The organism is Pseudomonas sp. R2-60-08W (assembly GCF_003852335.1).
Taxonomy (GTDB): domain Bacteria; phylum Pseudomonadota; class Gammaproteobacteria; order Pseudomonadales; family Pseudomonadaceae; genus Aquipseudomonas.
This window is the reverse complement of sequence record NZ_CP027731.1, coordinates 2227118-2244448: the sequence shown is the minus strand read 5'-3', so window position 1 is coordinate 2244448 and position 17331 is coordinate 2227118. Positions and strand designations below refer to the sequence as shown.

The following is a 17331-nucleotide window of genomic DNA, read 5'->3' as shown; positions in this document are numbered from 1 at the left end:
CTAGAGCGAAACTTCAGTCAATTCATTCCTTTTCACCGCACAGTACTGACGCTTAATTGTGCGATTTGAATACTACTGATAAGACATGGTAAACACCGCAACGGCATTGGCCGTGCCTGTTTTCGGCCTCGAAGACGCCGTTCGTTGATATTGGATATCAAACGGAATCAGGAACCGGCCCCCGGTGCCACCTGTAGAACTTACAATCTTGAATTGATTTAAAGCGCCCGCAATAGACGAGGCATGACCGAAATTGATCGGGCTGTTGTCGCGTAGAATCTGATACCCCACACCCATTGCCTCCGAGTCGGAACTGAGCGTCAGCACATTCCCAATGTTACCCGGATTAAGTGCATCAGTGATGACCATATGAACAGCAATCGAAGAATCGCAATTCATTCCAATAGTGAAAGGCGTCCTTTCAGCGACCGCTCCGACGCTTGGGAGTCGATTTATTTCAATCCTGGGCATTGTGGCAATAATGTCGCCATCTACGTTACAGGACGATGCTTCTATAATACTTGGAAACGTGCTGATTTTCACGTTCATTGGCCCCCTCTCTTAAGAATCATAATAGCTGATGCGGGCGGTTGGAAATGACATAATAATGCCTGCACAGACCTGCCCCACCACGACGAGCTGTGCAGAAGCCCTCATATTTTTTATTATGGTGACGCAAGGTTAGCAGTCGGAGGGCCCATTCCCAGGAATATCAAATGGAAGCGCTCTTTGCTGTGAAGCTGAATACCAAGTAGTTGCTCTGAAACGGATACCTATACCGGGATTACTGGGCTGATAGGCATCTGAGTATCCAGATACAAGCGTGCCATTCACTATGCCGACATTACGCCCGCCCATGTACTGGCATAGCATCCCTACGCGCTGAGAGTTTGTGTTTTCTTTCCAGTTAGTGGTAGAACCAATCGCCTTATCCCGTGCAAAAATTGCGCTGTGAGCGGGATGCCGACATCGGCCTTGGAAATTGACGAAATAGAAAACAAGCAGACAGCGACTCATATTTAACCTTATAGTTCAACGGTAGCCATTACCTAAGCGCCACGGAAGTGCTTGATTGTTTAGTGCACAACGCGTCGACTTTTTCGAAATCCACTTTATCTTTGCGTGCTGCAGCTGACAGGGTGTACAAAACGCGACATTGACCGTCGAGCGTGTCTCCCCAACGCACTATCAGCTCACCTTTCGGCTCCGCTGCACGAATGAATGCTCGGCTCATTTGCCCAACCAAGGTCAGGCTATTGCCCTCAGCGTCCAGTACTTCGGCCCCCGTCGGCAACGCATTACCCGCCTCGTCACGCAGGTTAAGCAGAACCGGCGCCCCCTGAGTGGTTGGATATTTCAGCATCACGATTGCGCCATGACGCGGTGCGATATTCTGCGAACTCATTTCCAGCTCAACGTCCGCCGCCATACCTTTCGGGTCGATGACAACTTCATTATGACGATAAGGTATCAGGCCGCTCACCACTCCATACCCGCTGCTGCTGATTGCGCCTCCATTGCTGTTGAGCAGACTCGCGCCTTGTGCCCCCCTGGCCTCCACAATGACACGCGTTTCACCTTTGGACTGACTGAAGGTCACGCCGCCAGGATGGGCCACGATGCTGCCGGAAAGGCCGATACCGACTTGCTTGTACTCTTCCCCCTGTCCAATACTTCCCGATAGATTGGTCTTGGCCATACGGTATTGGGCATTGGCCCCCGTAGAGCTATTGCTGGCTCCGAAGGCACGATCATGCGAGCCATACACCCCATAACTAAGTTCGCTCTGCTCCCCCACAGAGCCAGACAGCCCAACCTGAGTCCCCACATCACCTTTACCCGAATAAGTCGTGGAGCTGGTGAGGTATGAGGTATGGCGATCTCTGCCAAGTGGCATCGAGAGCGTCAGCATGTACTGGGTATCGTCCTTGTTATTGCTACCCTGGGTACGGCTGGCTGAAAGACTCAGGTTTCCCCAGCTATAGCTATTGGAATACCCGGCCTGGAAGCTGGTATCGCGGCTCTTGGCGTTATTCCAGTGATTCTGCGACGACCCGCTCAGGTACAGGCTGCCGGCATCGCCAGGCAATGGCTGGTTGATGTTCACTTGAAGCCGACTGCGCTGGCGGTTAGGTGCCGGACCAGTCAGGTCTTGCGCTCGGGCATAATCGCTAAAGGACAGGTAGCCCTCGCTGGAGAAACGGTAAGCTGCCACGACGAAGTTAGTCTTGGTGCTATCGACGAGCTTGCTGTAGCTCAGTCGATAACTCCTTCCGCTAGCGGTGCTATCGAGTGGGTCAGTACCCTCATCGCTTGACTGCAGACCAGAAGCGTTGGACTGTGTGACATCGAACGCGAACGCTCCCACCGAAGTACTCAACGCCATACCGCCCTGTACCGCCAGATACTGGTCGGCGACGACGCTGCCAGTGTAGGCCGTCGCCTGGTTGGAAATGCCACGCTGATAGGTTGCCTGGACGAATGTTGGCACTTTGCGCAAGCGGTCATCACGGTATTGACCGGCAGAGACGCTGTAGCGCGAGGTCCCTGGGCGCAGCAATTGTGCCACCGAAGCAAAGGGCACAATGAAGCTGTGGATACGGCCGTCAGCCTCGGTCACCGTGACATCTAGGTCACCGGAATAGCCAGTACTGTAGAGGTCGTCGATGACAAACGGGCCGGGCGCCACGCTGGTTTCGTAAAGTATGTTGCCAGCTTGACGCACGGTCACTCGAGAGTTGCTTTGCGCCATGCCTCGGATGGAGGGCGCAAATCCACGCTGGGAATCAGGCAGCATGCGATCATCGGACGCCACTTGCACACCGGTGAAAGATACGCTGTCGAACAGCTCGGATGGCGTGTAGTAATCCCCCAGGGTAATTTGTGATTTGAGCGTGGTCAGGTCGCGCTGTGCATAGGTGCTCAGCGCGCTGTACTTACTCCGGGATTCGCCAACACTACTGCTGCGGTTGTAGCTTGCGTTGTGGCGCAGACGCCAGTCCCCCAGGTTCAAACCGCTATTGATACCCGTGTAGAACTCTGTGCTGTTGGAGCCGCGTGAATCGTTATGAAAGGCATTGCTGTTGTAGTCAACGAACGCAGCAGTCACGCCCCGGTCCCAGTCACCTGGATCAACGTAGCCTCGTGCTGCGCGGTTCAGGTAAGTCTGGGCAATGCTCAAGTCCAGGCGCAATGCCCCCAGGTCCATGTCGATATGGGCATCAGGGACCCAGAGGCCGATATCCGCGCAGTCATCGCTTTCAAGGGCGTGGCTTTCAGGCAGGCGCTTGAGGTCAATGCCCAGGCTGGAGACCTGCGCGGGAGTAAAGCAAATTCGCGACGGTTTCCCATCGCCGCCGTCACGCACCCGAATGTCCTGGCGTCCCATCCACTGCTGGTTGACGTAGACATCGAGGCGATATGAGCCTGGCATGGCCCCGTTCCCGCGTTCGAAGCGCGACATATCCAGACTTCTTTCCTGGCCTTGTAGAAAGGCCGGATTAAACAACGCGAGAGCAGCATTGCTTTCCTCGGCTTGTGCGAGGTTGTCGGGCAGAACCGCGCCGAGCGTCGTAACAAATAGCCAATGCCGGGCAGCAAAAAAACGGCCGGCATAATGCGGTGCATGAGTCGTCAAAAACATGGGATTACCTGAGCACGCGTATCGAGGTGATACCTGTCGGCACATCAGCTCGTCAATTTCAGTTCAGTGTGATGCTCTGTTCGGCGGTGGTGCCAAAATCACCGATCCAGCGGTAGAGCACCTGGCCACCAGTACTGCCGGTATGACCGGCGAGAGAAAAATCCTGCTGACTGAAGGGAGCAATCATGCCGCCGCCGGTTTCGTAGCGTTTGTCGCCCTGCTTCACTGACAGCTCACCAAACGACAGGTGATAAGGCGTCGGGTTATCACCGCGCAGGACATAGCCCTTATCGACTCGCTGCACAGACCACTTCATCCGACTCACGGAGCTACGAACATCGCCGGACAGAGCGACCGGGCGATAGAACATCTTCAGGCGTGAACGCACAGCGATTTGCATCATGTTCGCCCCAGCACTGGCACCTTGAGGAATAGGTGGGATTTCCAGGGCGTTGAACCAAAACAAGCTTTCCCTGTCCTGAGGCAGCGTTTCACCGGTGAACACAATGCGTACACTCTGGCCTTTTTGTGGGTCCAACCTGAAAATGGGTGGCGTAACGAGAAAGGGCGCGTCTGCATCTTGAAGTCGGCTCTGGGCGTCGCCACGATCAATCCAGACTTGCAGGAGCCCGGGGCTCTGGCCCTTGTTGGTCAGCTTTACGGTGACTTCTCGTTCCTTCGCGGAATAGATCACACGGGTGCCATCGATCATGACACCGGCAACAGCACTGGACATCGAGCATGCAGCAAGGAACAGCCCTGCCATCAAAGAGGGCAAGTGTCGAGCGGAGACAGGTGACATCAGGGGGTACCTCAGTGGTGCCCGAGGTGAACACCCCGGGCGAGTCGATTACTCGTAGGTCAGCATGAAATTGGCCATGACGGAAACATCACCGCCACCCGCGCTCCCCTCTTGGGAGAAGTACTGCGCGAAGTACTGCAAGCTGCCTTTTCCGTTGATATCCACGGCACGTGAAGCCTGGGAAGCATTGTCATCGGTATTGATATTGATGACGGTATGATTTTGATCGAGCAGTTGAACCTCGACGTTGGAGGCTTTGTTTACAGCGTTGTTTACCAAGTTGCCGTAGGGATTAACATTGGAATCAGGCAGAAATGCAGCAGAAACCTTGGCATCCTCCGGGCAGTCGGTCACCTGCAGCGTGAAGCCGGTACGACCGGTAGCGCTCTGAGCGCCAGCGAGCTGACTTTTGTCCACGGTCGGCAGTACAACGTTGACATTGGTGGAAGAAGCATCAAGTACGCAACTCGTTTCGATAATTCTGCCAGTGATGTTGATCTGTCCAGTCTGGGCGGCGAGAGCAAGGACGGGCAGATTTAGGCTGACAAAACAGACAGCAACAGAAAACACTTTGAAGTTCATTTATGCGGGTCTCGCAATAGCCAAGTTAGAATAAACTGAGTTTTTTAGCCTTCAGATATTTAGGTGCTGCGATACCTGACAGGGCAGAAAATCTTAAACTCGGCCGTAAGCCCGTCACATCAGCACGCTCTCATTTCAAGTCAGAATTCGCTCGCCCTAGACCAGAATTTTCTCGGAGCGGGATGAATTGCTTCTAGCTCCCCACCAAAATCTGCATGCCCTCTCCGTCCGAATTGCTCTGGCTTCTAAGGTTTTGTAGGCCACATTGCCTGGTAGCCGGCGACCGGTGCCGGCCCTAAATGCGTAGACCCTGAGAGCGTTTTTTGAAATTAAGCCCCCTACATAAATTGTATATTTAGTATCAAGCCCAATACTAAGGTCCACTGAGCGCACCTGTAAGGCCTAAAACACCTGAAAATTGCAACTCTAAACTTTCTCACGCCAAAATACGGAAAACCAAACTACAACCATCACTATTTGACGTTCTATGAAAATATCCGAAAAATCAGCATCATGCAATATCGAGCTTAACAGCCAAAACAATAGTTAATCAAAGAGTCAAAAGCGGGGACTTAAAAAAAACCATTAAAATAGTACGGAACAGCCATATAAAGCTATACAACTCCGCGAAAAAAAACGAAGCAAGAGAATTTGTCAAACACATCCGCGAAATCCTTTATACACAAAATTCTAAGGCATTGAGGAGGAAAACCGAACTACTCAAGGATTTAGAAACATTAACGATGCGGACTCCAGCAGAAAAATCAGCCGATTATACAAGCTGTTTAATAGGGATGAAATTCAAACGGGAATACAGCTGGTCAGCGCTTCAAGCAAGAGGTCAGAAAAATTATGTTTACCACCACAATACTATACACTCCAAGTGCGCTAGGCCTGAGCAACCTGTAAAGGCACTATCCAAGCCAGCAATCGAAACCCTGCCCGCCAACGACAGCGCTGTGAACAAACGCTGTATGAGAGAAGATGATCATGCTAAGAGCATTTTTTATGATAAGGATATAAAGCTCACTCGAGAAAGACTGAACCCCACACCTAATGACACGAGCGAACATGGACCCAAAATGAGCCCGTTAGATTTTATTTACCCCGCCCCGCCCATTCCAAGAGCGCCAGTCGAATCAATGCCAGCAGCACTAAAATCGACGACCCGCTGGGATTGAAGAACCGCTGCATCCGGCTTCGAATAGCAGTATATTAGGCTGAATCAGATGGACAACTTCGTGAAATATCGAACGCCTTTATCCTTACTTCACCCCAAAAGGAAATGACTTGTCCGGATAATGTAGCAGACTTTAGCGCGCAAGGAAGTGGACTGGTATTATTGGAGGCAGATACCATTTCATTTATCCAAATCAAAGCGCCGGAAATAGGACAAGGTGAGAGGGCCTTTGGCCCTCTCACCCAATAAACGATCGGAGCCAAGCATCTAACCACCAAAGCTGGTTGCCGCCGTCGCCATGGCAGAAACTATTTCAGCGGGGCAGCAACCCTATGCCCCTCCTACAATCCGCCTCCTAACACCCCATGAACATCCTTGCTGACTGCAGCAGCAACACAGAGTGCAGAATAAAGAGCGCGGCTTAGTTTATATATGAATTTTAATTGGCTCGCCAACACCATTGCTTACTGACAAATCGCAGTAGGCACGAGTGTAGGGGGCATTACAATTTTAATCATCAACCACAACTGAGTATCGCATTCAAAGAGCACATTCAACGGCTCTATTATTGTTCGACAGCGGTTTTCTCGAAACACCTGGAGAAAAAAAGATGGCTTAGTCAAGAATTTAATCATAACTGATTATATAAGTAGACTGCGCAACAGCCCTACCCGGAATGAGATTACCGTCTCGAATATAACGAACTGACATGGGAATTAGGCCATCCGACTGAATATCGCCCAAGCCCCTTCTTTGCTTATACCTTACCAAAGAGCCGTCAAGCAACATCTGAAACCTAATCCCTTTTGCCGTCGAGCCCGCTCCTAATTCCAAAGACTCACCACTGTTAGATACATTGTTCGAGTCAGTGAATTCGGCGTATACCTTACTCGAGCTGTTACAGCTGACAGCCATAGTGAAGAATACCTCACCAAATGTTGCGCCTATGCTAGAAAGTTCAGAGCTGGTTACCGCCGGCAAAGGAACAAGTATATTTGGGGTTGTAACAACGCACGTTCCGAGAATAGCACTACCAATTACTGCGCCTGGTTGGTCTGGTCCTAGCGAGACACCATCAGAATCTAGCTGTTTAGCCCGAATCCCGCCGGCATGTAAATCACCAGCCGCTACAGGACCCGCGCTGCGGACCAAATCAAAAGACACAAAGTAGTGATTAGCGGTGCGAGAATTGAAAAATCCCAGCCTTGCAGTAGTCCCATTTATTGGCTTCTCGTCGTAATAAAAAACAACTGATAGTCCACTTCCGACTTGTAGCTTTTGAGGCACCTCCAAATATGCAACCCCGTCCGCCCGACACCCCCCGTATGTAATAACCTGACGATGACTACTTAGTACAGTACCTACAGGAACATTACTCGAAAGCGCTATATCCTTTCCAAGTTTAAATTCGCCTGCACCACTTATGCTACAGGTTGCTAAGGCCTGATGTGAGAAAAAAATCAACGCTGCTAATACTATCGAACGCATCACCACAACAAACCTCTTTTAATGTACCATTATAAAACTCAAAATCGCCGAGCCTTAACATATCATCGCAACACATAATATTGCTCTCGTAAAACATGCTTGATGTGCTCTCTCACTACTAACGGCAGATATCAACAGTAAATTTTCTTACTGAATTATTCAGGGCGCCTTTTTAAACAGGCATTGCTCCTTTATGCCCTTAAAGAACGCACTAAATGACTGGAAGGCACATGGGAGCTACCCGACGCTTTACTCCAACCGGAACCAGACCTGCTCCGGCGGCAAAGTTAGGGACAACCACGCAGTCACGATGAGAAATAGGTTGGATCACACTTTTAGCCTACGGGCTCGTTCCAACTGTCTATAATTTTTTCACATCGAGATGCACCACAACATCAGACCGCTCAATGCAGCGGCAAGAATCTTCCTCGTCGGACGAGGAACTTTCTTACCTCTGAGATTCTGCACGAAAAAAAACTATTTTTTGCCCTTTATGGTTCGATAACCAGTTACACATGCAGCTATTGCGGTATGACAATAACTACCGATACAAACTCTGCAACTGTATGACGTTTGGAATTCGGCGCCACTTTTATATCTCGCTATAAGCGGATGCTATTTTAAGCCAAACCTCCGATGTATTACGGACTCTTCGTTATCCTTAGTACCACCCGCAACAAAACCAGCTCGCACTGCTTACGAAACAGTGCGAGATCCTACAAATCAATGATTGAAACGAATCTCAACTCTCCACATATAGACCCGCTTCCGGTGGAGATTTAAAGGATGACGTTTCCTTTAAAGGGACATTGCCATCATGGTGTAAATTATAGTCTGCAATAACGATCGCCAACGCGCTAACCGAATCGGCATTCATAAAGTTCACCATTACTTTGGTGTCAGCATCTTCATTATAAAGTTGCGTGAGCGTCTTTGTGTTATCTTGGGGAGCAATAGCGGAAAGAAATTCCTCACCTTCAATATGCTCTGCCACAAGCTTGGAGGATTGCTCAAAACCTCTGGCGAAATCTTTTATCTGTCTATGCAAAGGCAGTTCAGCATACTGATCATCCAAGCAAGACTTTTCACGAGAAAAATAATAGAAATCAAATTTATTACAGCAGAGATGCGCCACCTCATGCAAAAGCGCATTAACAGCGGGAATGGCGCATTTCTTAAAGAATTGTAGAGAAAACGCAATCCTTTGCTCGCCGTCTTGAACCAAGTTAATGGCGGCAGTGGGATCGGAATTGTCATACGGTTCCACAAGATAAATATCTTGCCCGCCCTCTTCCGTCATCCAAAGCAACATTGACTGCATCGCTCTGTAATTCTCCAACAGTCTCGGACGTATACTGGGATCCACTCCCCACTCAGTAAGCTTGGCATCAAATGTCGGATCATCAATACCTTTTAGAGACTCTATTACTGAAGTAACCACAGAGATCCCGTTATTAATAGTTCGCGTGAGAAATTCCCGCTTAGCCCCTTCTAGACTCTCGAAGCCTTTTGACACAACATCAAACCCAAAAGATTCGATATGTGTTTTGAATAAATCGTCTGACAATGGGTTCGATAATGGCGTGGCAAGCGCTCCGGGCGGACCTAACCAAGAGCCTGCTGATAACGATATTGAGGATAGCGCTAAAGTAACTAATCGAAAAATCGTAGCACCAACGGTCGGCGTCTTACCAGAAAAAACTAATTCGGCAGTGGTATTATGCACATCGCTTACAAGACGCAAAAATCTACGAGTATCTTCACGCCCAATCACAGTCCGCTCGTTACTCAGTAAAATCTCATTAATTGCAGCCACAGGTTCCATAGTTCTTCCTTGCTGTAGGTGTGGCGGTTAAAGATACATTCCCAGCCAGTTAATTTGATGTCTTAAAACTTTAAAATGAGTGTCACCTTCATAGACATCATAATGCCCAGCACCTTCAAGCATAATGATTGTCTTTTCAGCATGCAGCGCTTCATACAATCGGACTGCTTGATCCGGGGGATTAACAATGTCGTGTTCGGCAGCGACAACCAATACAGGCTGACGAACGCTCATGGCCATGATAACCGGTTTGTAGTTTATGATTTCCCGGACGGTTAAAAAGGGTATTTTTGTATTTAGCTGAGGATTAAACTTTTGATGCTTTTCGAAAAACACTCGAGACTGCTCATCATCCAGCACCATTAACGGAGGCACAAATAACTCCCTACCGCTTGATTCTTTCTTCTCCTGCATCCGATTTAATGTCGAAAATAGCTTACTTTCCTCTTTAATACTCATTGCGCTAGTGATTAATATTTCCCCGTCAGCAAAGGCTGTTTGGCTGATGATGCATTTGACCAGCGGGTTCTGCGCCCCAACCGTAATGACATGACAGCCACCTAGTGATGTTCCCCACAGACCAATGCGTGACGTATCAAATGACGGTTGCTGGCTTACCCAGTTAACAACGGCATGAATATCTTCTATCTGCATTTTGGTCTGAAGCCTGCCGCGCTCACCTCCACTTTCACCGAAACCTCGATAGTCAAAGGTAATGACATTGTAGCCAGCCTGAGCAAAAGCGAAAGCAAACTCAGGCAGAACAACGTTCTGGATGCCACAAAACCCATGGCACAGCACCAGAACAGGTGCCGGGATCACTGATGTGCTAGGATAAATTCGCACCGCCAATTGTTCCCCGCTGCTACTAACACTAACGCTCTCAAAACCACTCATTACACTACTCCTCAAATACTGGCCAAGTTACAATTCCCAATTCAAAAGAAAGGCATCGCTATACACACAAAACCTACAGCAATAGGCTATAGTAGTATTTCAAAAAGCGATCCTGCAACAAAGCCTCAACCATCCAAATATTCAAGTACTGTTCTACATTTGTAGAGGGGTTACCATGAAATCGATTCACCTAAGCGTGCAAATTAAAAAAAAACCAACACCAAAATACATATTCAGGAAGACGCTGTCGCTCAATATCTGTGCGGCGCTTTGGATCGCGCTATTCGCCGGGCCAGAAGCCCATGCTAGTCGTGTGGACAATTTAGAACTCTTCAGCCACACCAATGAAGATCACCAGAAGTTAAATTTAGACTACAACGGTTGGCGCTGGCTAAAGAAAAAGAAGACTTTGGTACTGGGTACGTCGCTTCCTGATTATCCGCCGTTGGACATATCAAGTTCCAATCGTGACTATGAGGGTATCACAGCAGATTACATGCAGATAATTTCTGGTTATCTTGGTGTAACCGTGGACGTTCGCCGTTACGCTACTCATATGGAAGCCGTGGAAGCACTGAAAACTGGCGAAATAGATTTATTGGGCAGCGCTAATCGAAGAGAAAAAAATAGAATAGATTTGGCACTGAGCAACAACTACCTCGATGATCGACTCGCTCTAATCGGCCGCATAGGCATTAGCCTGTCTTTCGACGATAAAGTCGCGCGTATTCGCTTGGCAATTGACTCCGACTATATTAGTGAGGCTGCGGCTCGGCGGATGTTTCCTCAAGCAAACATAGAAGTGTTCACATCGACAGAAAATGCTATCGCGGCAGTCGCCTTTGGACAAGCTGATGCATTTTTAGGGGATGCTATATCCTCTCAATACCTTATTTCGCGAAATTATTCCAGCCATCTCGATATTTTGGATATCGCCCCCCCGGCACAAGAAGGCTTCAGCTTTGCCATTAACGCTGATAACCCGCGTTTGCTGAACCTTATCAATACCGCCCTAGGGGCCGTGCCAGAACAGGTAAAAACTGAAATACAAACACGCTGGAGCGAAAAACTCTTATTCACGCTCCAGCCACTGGATTTAAGTGCAGACGAGAAAGATTGGATCAAGAAAAACCCTGTGGTAAATATAGCAGTGAGCCGGTACCTGGCACCCGTTTCATATTTCGACATCCATGGTAATTATTTTGGTATTACACGAGACTTGCTTAAGTTAATTGAGAGAAAAACGGGCTTAAAATTCAACATACAACCTCACCCCAACATTAGAGAAATGCAGGAAAGCTTAAAAGCGGGAAGAGTGCAAATCGCAACGGACCTGCCTAAAAACCAGGAAAACATGCAATCTTTTTTATTTGGACGTCCTTATTTAATCGCACCTTATGCACTTGTAGTACGCAATCAAAGTGCATACCCAGATACGCTGGAGGCTCTGGCAGGCAGGACGTTAAGCGTTGCGCCAGGCCATGCGCTTCTGCCGATGTTACGCGAACATTACCCGCTCATTCGTTTAAAGAACGCAGAGAATAATTTTGAGGCCCTTGCTTGGGTAGAGGATGGCTCAGTAGATGCAACAATCCTACCTGCACCTATTGCCAGCTACAATTTGCGTAGCCGCGATAACTCACTGAAAATTGCATCGATTATAAACTCTGCACCTGCGACAGCGTCGCTCAGTGTACTTAAGGGGCAAGGTCAGCTTTACGCAATTCTCGATAAAACCATAAGAAGCATCCCGCCAGATGTTATTGATTCTGTTACCAACCGGTGGCGCACAAACGCAGTTATTGCGCCCCCATCATGGCGCGACTATCGTCAGATTATATTTAAATCCGTAGTTGGCACTATCACACTATTGACTATCGCATTGGGTTGGGGAATTTACTTACGTCGGCAAATCATGCAACGCAGAGCAGCCGAAAGAGAACTCAGCAATCAGCTTCACTTTATGGAAGCCCTGATAAACGGCACGCCGCATCCAATTTACGTGCGGGATTTAGAAAATCGCCTATTAATTTGCAATGACAGTTACGTAAAATCGCTTTCAAACGAGGGTGATATTGCTCGTGGTTTAAGTTCAGCAAAAACCTCATTGGAAAGGTCGGCGGCCTATGAAAAGGATTGCCAAACTGTATTGCAGACAGGCCAACCTCTTTTGCGTGATCGAGAAGTTTACATTGCTGGACGTCATCAAACTATCTATCACTGGATGCTACCTTTCTCTAACTCTGAAGGTGCCAATCAAGGCTTAATCGGAGGTTGGATAGATATAACTGAGCGGCACTTGCTTCTGGAGGAGCTCAAACAAGCCAAAAATGATGCTGATGAGGCTAATCGGACCAAAACTACATTCCTTGCGACTATGAGCCATGAAATCAGAACACCTATGAATGCGATCATAGGATTGCTGGAATTAAGCTTGAAACGCGATAAAGAAAAATATGACCGCTCATCAATAGAAGTCGCCTATCATTCCGCCCGCGGCTTGCTTGATTTAATTGGTGATATACTCGACATTGCCCGTATAGAGACAGGTCACCTTAGTCTGAATCAAGAGCGGGCCAACCTAAAGGACCTAGTAGAATCTGTTATTCGAGTATTCAGTGGACTGGCCAAGCAAAAGAACCTAACTCTAAAGTTAGACATTAACGAAAGTATAAATTACGACGTATTGGTTGACCCGCTGCGCTTTAAACAAGTACTTTCCAACTTAATCAGTAATGCGATTAAGTTTACCGAAAACGGCGGGGTCGATGTGGTTGTTCATTCTTGCTTATTAGCAGATGATCAATTACAGGTCGAATTTTCGGTCAATGACACCGGTATTGGTATATCTGCTAACGATATAGCGCGCTTATTCCAGCCATTTACCCAGATAGGTGGAACGAGACAGCACGCCCGCTCTGGTACAGGATTAGGATTAATGATTTCCCGTAATCTATGTGAAATGATGGGAGGCCAATTGGAGCTCGACAGCGAAATCGATCAGGGCACACAAGCCATTGGCCGACTGACACTGAACGTGCTCGAACCACGGCAGGAAAAGAAGGCCGAAGTATTAAACAGCTCCGCAGCCAACCCGGCTCCAATTTTAGGTGTATTAGTGGTTGACGACAACTACGCCAATCGATTGCTGTTGAGTGAACAGCTAATATACTTGGGGCACTCCGTGCATCTTGCTGAAAATGGTGCTGAAGGCCTTGCATTATGGAAACAGAAAATATTTGACGTCATCATTACCGACTGCAATATGCCAGTGATGAGCGGATATGAGCTTGCGAAAGCAATACGCGTGATTGAGAGCGCTCAAAACCGGGTGCGCTCTATCATTTTAGGATTTACTGCTAATGCTCAACGTGAGGAGCGCGAGCGGTGCATATCGGCTGGCATGGATGACTGCCTATTTAAACCAGTGGAGCTGGATACCTTAGAGCGTTTCATCAAACGCTCCGCAATAGCCATTCATGACGAAATTAATTATTCTGAATCCAATAAATTTGACTTGAATACCCTTGAGCACCTTACCGGTGGAGACCTCAACATATTAAAGCGTGTGCTGGATGGATTAATTAATAGTATCACCGATGATTTAGAGGAATTACGACGGCTTAATAAAAACGACAATCTGCGTGGCTTATCCGAGCTTGCTCATAAAATCAAGGGCAGTGCTCGCGTTGTTAAGGTTCGCAGTCTGATCAAGCACTGTGAAGCTTTGGAAGCTTCCTGTCACCTTGACCCGTCAGATTCTAATTTACCGGCCGTGGTCCTAGCCCTTGATCAGGCAATGGTAGGATTAGAACGCGATCTGATTCGCCAGAGAAAAAAACACTTTGAGTAGGTGGACTGAAGCACCCTCTCCCGCGATGTACTCATTACGGCCGTAACGCCGATCCTTGGATATAGGCGGCCAATTGTTTGCCCGCCTTACCGCTTAAAGGCACCTTAAACGTTGTATAAACCCTGCCTACAACTGGCGCTATTATCTTTCCGCCGCGCGACACAATTAGCGCGCCTAGAATTTTCCTACTGTCTTTCAGCCCCTTCCGCCATGGTTAAGTCTTACGAGTTCTTGTAGAATTCTTATTCCAACTAAGGTGTAGACGCATGATAGACTCGAACAGTGTGATAATTATTGATAAACACCCGATCGTGCGACTGGCAATCAGAGCGGTGTTAGAAAGACGAGGCATTAAAGTTCTGGCCGACATCAGCGACGGAGTAGACGGTCTAAGACTTGCGAACCTGTATCATCCCGATCTTGTAACTTTTGATATTGGCCAAAATCAAACAGAGGGGTTAGCAATTATCAAACAAATGTCTTCGTTATCGAATGCTCCTAGCATGTTAATTTTTTGTACATATCCCGCAGTGCCTTGCGCAGAATATTGTTTACGGGCCGGCGCCTCCGGTTTTGTCAGTAAGCGCGCAGGCATACGCGACTTCCTTAACGCAATCGAAGCAATCTTCGCCGGTTACGATTATTTTCCATATTATGGCAGCGTCAAGCTTGGTCCAACCCCAGCAACGAAATAATCTAGAGTTCAGTTGACAGAGCTGGATGGGTATTACTCGCGCCCCATGCCATGAAGACAAGGTACGCGAGAAATTATGTAATGGATTGCTTGGACTACATCAGCAGGGCAAGCATAGGATATTCTCAGTTGTTTTTTCTCGGTCTAACACAGACCCGCCCATAGCCTTGATTTCCCCAAGCACAGCATCCAGTTTAACTCTTCCTGCATGACATTCAGCTCCAAGCTTTTCTGAGAGCTTTGCGTACCCATATATATAACTTTCTCGCGGATCGGGCATTATGGAACGTCTTCTTATTTTTTCTAGGACGGGATGACGGAATGTTTTTGAGAACCCCTCAATATCCTCTGCCACATTGGCGGAACCAAAGAAACCATTTCCACCTAAAAGTTCAAGTACTGCACGCTGTTTTTCGTGCGCAGTCAGAGTCCCCTCGGTATAAATCACGCTGAGCGGATTGTTAGGCCCCCCTTTCTCATTCTTAGCTGTGGCATCCGTATAAGGCGCAAACTCTTCAAACACTTCAACCGTAGTTGTCAATTTGCTGCACAGAGCAAGGCCGGCCTCGCTAAGCCGCCCGTTGTCAAAAAATAGAGTACCGAATTTCAGGGGATCTTCTTGTGCGCACTCCATCAACAGCCTATAAACTGCAGGCGCCACTGTGTACACAATTTTATTCGTGGGCCTAGCGAGACCGGATAGGTTGTTACGCTGTGTATCGCAAATGGCAAGAGTGTACGCCATCGCCACGATATCCTCGCATGCTGCATTATCCGGAATTGAAAGTGCACCACTTCTCAACAGGCCTTCAATGACAGTACCAAGCCCGGGTTTTCCGTCTCTACCTATATTTGGCATAAAATCGAAAGCTGTGCCGCTGGGAATAACCGCAGCCGCAACCCGGCAAAGACTTTCTTGCCCCGTAACGTCGACCGTTGCCTCTTCGGCCAAGGTCCCCAAGGCCGCAGCCGTGGCTATCTCATTCAGCCCCCAATGCTGTTGATTGCCAATGCCAGTGCCATCTTTTTGTAGTATTTGAACGTGATCATGAAAATATGCGAGAAAACCGGCTAGACGCTCGAAAGAATGCCCTTGGAAAAAATGCAGTACGTCACTCTGCATTTCTTGTGCGTGCGCCATTCGACCGCTTGAATGGGTAGCTTTGTGATAAGACAGACGCAACGCATTCAGAGCGCCATCTAATGCGCTCTGATCGAAATGACTTTGGATTTTTTCTATAGCGCGCTGCGCTTGTTCCAAGTCGATATGAGTCAGACTGGCCAGCAAATTATTTGTGAGGCTGCTGACAATTTTATGTTTATCACATTGGTCGGGCGTGACTTCGCGTACTTGTTCCAGTAAGTTCTCTAAGTGGCCCGCCATGATCGCTGATGCTTGCCTATACGATGCACACAACGTAAGAATATTTCCAAAATGTTCGGAACAAAACTCATCTAGCTGGCGGCTGGAAATCCCTAGTACATTACGAATACTGCACGATGTTCGCACTGGCAGATCTGAAGTCGTTCTGGGAAACACGCCTACTGGCGCTGACCCGGCGCCAACGTTTTTAACATTCATTTATTTTGCCTCAAGACGCCAAATGAGACCCGAAAGTATCAATAGCGTCTGAAGCAGGCTTTCAAATAGCGCTCATGACAGAGTGCTCTACCGCAAGCGGTTGTTTAAACGTTCATACCAGTGAATTTCTTTTCGCCAGTTCAGCCAAGCTTACAAGGCTAGAGGCGTTCAATTTTTCAAGCAAGCGTATTTTATAAGAGCTGATCGTTTTGTTGCTGATCAGTAACTCATCAGCTATTTGTTTATTCGTGTATCCCAACGCCAGATAACGAAGAACGGTGAGCTCTCGATCGGTCAGCGTACTTAGCAATGTAGCCTCGTCAGATTTCCCTGCGTCATTGCGAACGTCATTGAGCGTTTGGCTAGGAAAAAAACTGTAGCCCGACAACACTGCACGCACACCAGCGAGTAGCTCCGCTGGATCCTCCTGCTTAAACACAAAACCGGCAGCCCCAGCCCGCATGCACCTGTGGGCAAGGTAAGCAGGTTCCTGTGCACTTAGTACCAGGACTTTTGGCGGCGTTGCCAATGTCTGGATACGAGCGATTACCTCCAACCCATCGAGGTTCGGAATACCTATATCAAGCAGCACCAGGCCAGGATTCAGCTCTCGAGCTAAACTGACACCATCGACCCCATTGTCCGCCTCCCCCACCACCTCGTGCCCGTCACGCTCCAACAACAAACGAACAGCTAATCGTAGTATCGGATGATCATCAACAATCAGTATTTTTCCCACTGTCTACACCTGATAATGGTATTAAAAGATTGACTGCGCCCGCGAC

At 48.3% G+C, this 17331-nt stretch carries 11 protein-coding genes; 2 read left to right on the top strand and 9 right to left on the bottom strand.

The annotated features are described in order from the left end of the window. Positions 1-72: 72 nt before the first annotated feature. The 7 genes from C4J90_RS10370 to C4J90_RS10345 all read right to left on the bottom strand — a co-directional run bounded on the left by C4J90_RS10370 (position 73) and on the right by C4J90_RS10345 (position 10417). A complete protein-coding gene (locus C4J90_RS10370; protein ID WP_124403775.1) occupies positions 73-549 on the bottom strand; it encodes a fimbrial protein in 477 nt (158 codons plus the stop codon). Positions 550-1045: 496 nt separating this feature from the next. After that, positions 1046-3643, bottom strand: a complete 2598-nt coding sequence (locus C4J90_RS10365; protein ID WP_124403774.1) for a fimbria/pilus outer membrane usher protein — start codon at positions 3641-3643, stop codon at positions 1046-1048. A gap of 58 nt (positions 3644-3701) precedes the next feature. Beyond that, a complete protein-coding gene (locus C4J90_RS10360; RefSeq protein ID WP_218565847.1) occupies positions 3702-4445 on the bottom strand; it encodes a molecular chaperone in 744 nt (247 codons plus the stop codon). Positions 4446-4493: 48 nt separating this feature from the next. Next, complete coding sequence (locus C4J90_RS10355; RefSeq protein WP_124403773.1) at positions 4494-5027, bottom strand: fimbrial protein; 534 nt, start codon at positions 5025-5027, stop codon at positions 4494-4496. A gap of 1807 nt (positions 5028-6834) precedes the next feature. Continuing rightward, on the bottom strand, positions 6835-7695 hold the full coding sequence (locus tag C4J90_RS27405) for a fimbrial protein (RefSeq protein WP_370881259.1): 861 nt from the start codon (positions 7693-7695) through the stop codon (positions 6835-6837). A 742-nt stretch (positions 7696-8437) separates the two neighbouring features. Further along, positions 8438-9520 (bottom strand): hypothetical protein, encoded by a 1083-nt coding sequence (locus C4J90_RS10350; protein ID WP_124419699.1) that lies wholly within the window; start codon positions 9518-9520, stop codon positions 8438-8440. A 27-nt stretch (positions 9521-9547) separates the two neighbouring features. Beyond that, positions 9548-10417: an alpha/beta hydrolase gene (locus tag C4J90_RS10345; protein ID WP_124406858.1), complete on the bottom strand. Its 870-nt coding sequence runs from the start codon at positions 10415-10417 to the stop codon at positions 9548-9550. Positions 10418-10592: 175 nt separating this feature from the next. On the opposite strand from C4J90_RS10345, the gene C4J90_RS10340 reads away from it, so the two are divergent. Together C4J90_RS10340 and C4J90_RS10335 are read left to right on the top strand one after the other, a co-directional pair. Next, positions 10593-14270 carry an ATP-binding protein gene (locus C4J90_RS10340; RefSeq protein ID WP_124403769.1) on the top strand — a complete coding sequence of 1226 codons (3678 nt, stop codon included), beginning with the start codon at positions 10593-10595 and terminating at the stop codon, positions 14268-14270. A 266-nt stretch (positions 14271-14536) separates the two neighbouring features. Next, the gene (locus tag C4J90_RS10335) at positions 14537-14965 is read left to right on the top strand and encodes a response regulator (RefSeq protein ID WP_124403768.1); all 429 of its coding nucleotides are present in this window, start codon (positions 14537-14539) and stop codon (positions 14963-14965) included. Between the two features lie 99 nt (positions 14966-15064). On the opposite strand, the gene C4J90_RS10330 is transcribed toward C4J90_RS10335, so the two are convergent. Further along, positions 15065-16546: a hypothetical protein gene (locus C4J90_RS10330; protein WP_124406856.1), complete on the bottom strand. Its 1482-nt coding sequence runs from the start codon at positions 16544-16546 to the stop codon at positions 15065-15067. Positions 16547-16658: 112 nt separating this feature from the next. Next, positions 16659-17285 carry a response regulator transcription factor gene (locus C4J90_RS10325; RefSeq protein WP_124362279.1) on the bottom strand — a complete coding sequence of 209 codons (627 nt, stop codon included), beginning with the start codon at positions 17283-17285 and terminating at the stop codon, positions 16659-16661. Positions 17286-17331: the final 46 nt, after the last annotated feature.

Bases quoted from the DNA above. Each gene is read 5' to 3' on its own strand.
- C4J90_RS10355 (WP_124403773.1), bottom strand. From the start codon at position 5,027: ATGAACTTCAAAGTGTTTTCTGTTGCTGTCTGTTTTGTCAGCCTAAAT.
- C4J90_RS10370 (WP_124403775.1), bottom strand. From the start codon at position 549: ATGAACGTGAAAATCAGCACGTTTCCAAGTATTATAGAAGCATCGTCC.
- C4J90_RS10335 (WP_124403768.1), top strand. From the start codon at position 14,537: ATGATAGACTCGAACAGTGTGATAATTATTGATAAACACCCGATCGTG.
- C4J90_RS10365 (WP_124403774.1), bottom strand. From the start codon at position 3,643: ATGTTTTTGACGACTCATGCACCGCATTATGCCGGCCGTTTTTTTGCT.
- C4J90_RS27405 (WP_370881259.1), bottom strand. From the start codon at position 7,695: ATGCGTTCGATAGTATTAGCAGCGTTGATTTTTTTCTCACATCAGGCC.
- C4J90_RS10340 (WP_124403769.1), top strand. From the start codon at position 10,593: ATGAAATCGATTCACCTAAGCGTGCAAATTAAAAAAAAACCAACACCA.
- C4J90_RS10345 (WP_124406858.1), bottom strand. From the start codon at position 10,417: ATGAGTGGTTTTGAGAGCGTTAGTGTTAGTAGCAGCGGGGAACAATTG.
- C4J90_RS10330 (WP_124406856.1), bottom strand. From the start codon at position 16,546: ATGAATGTTAAAAACGTTGGCGCCGGGTCAGCGCCAGTAGGCGTGTTT.
- C4J90_RS10360 (WP_218565847.1), bottom strand. From the start codon at position 4,445: ATGTCACCTGTCTCCGCTCGACACTTGCCCTCTTTGATGGCAGGGCTG.
- C4J90_RS10350 (WP_124419699.1), bottom strand. From the start codon at position 9,520: ATGGAACCTGTGGCTGCAATTAATGAGATTTTACTGAGTAACGAGCGG.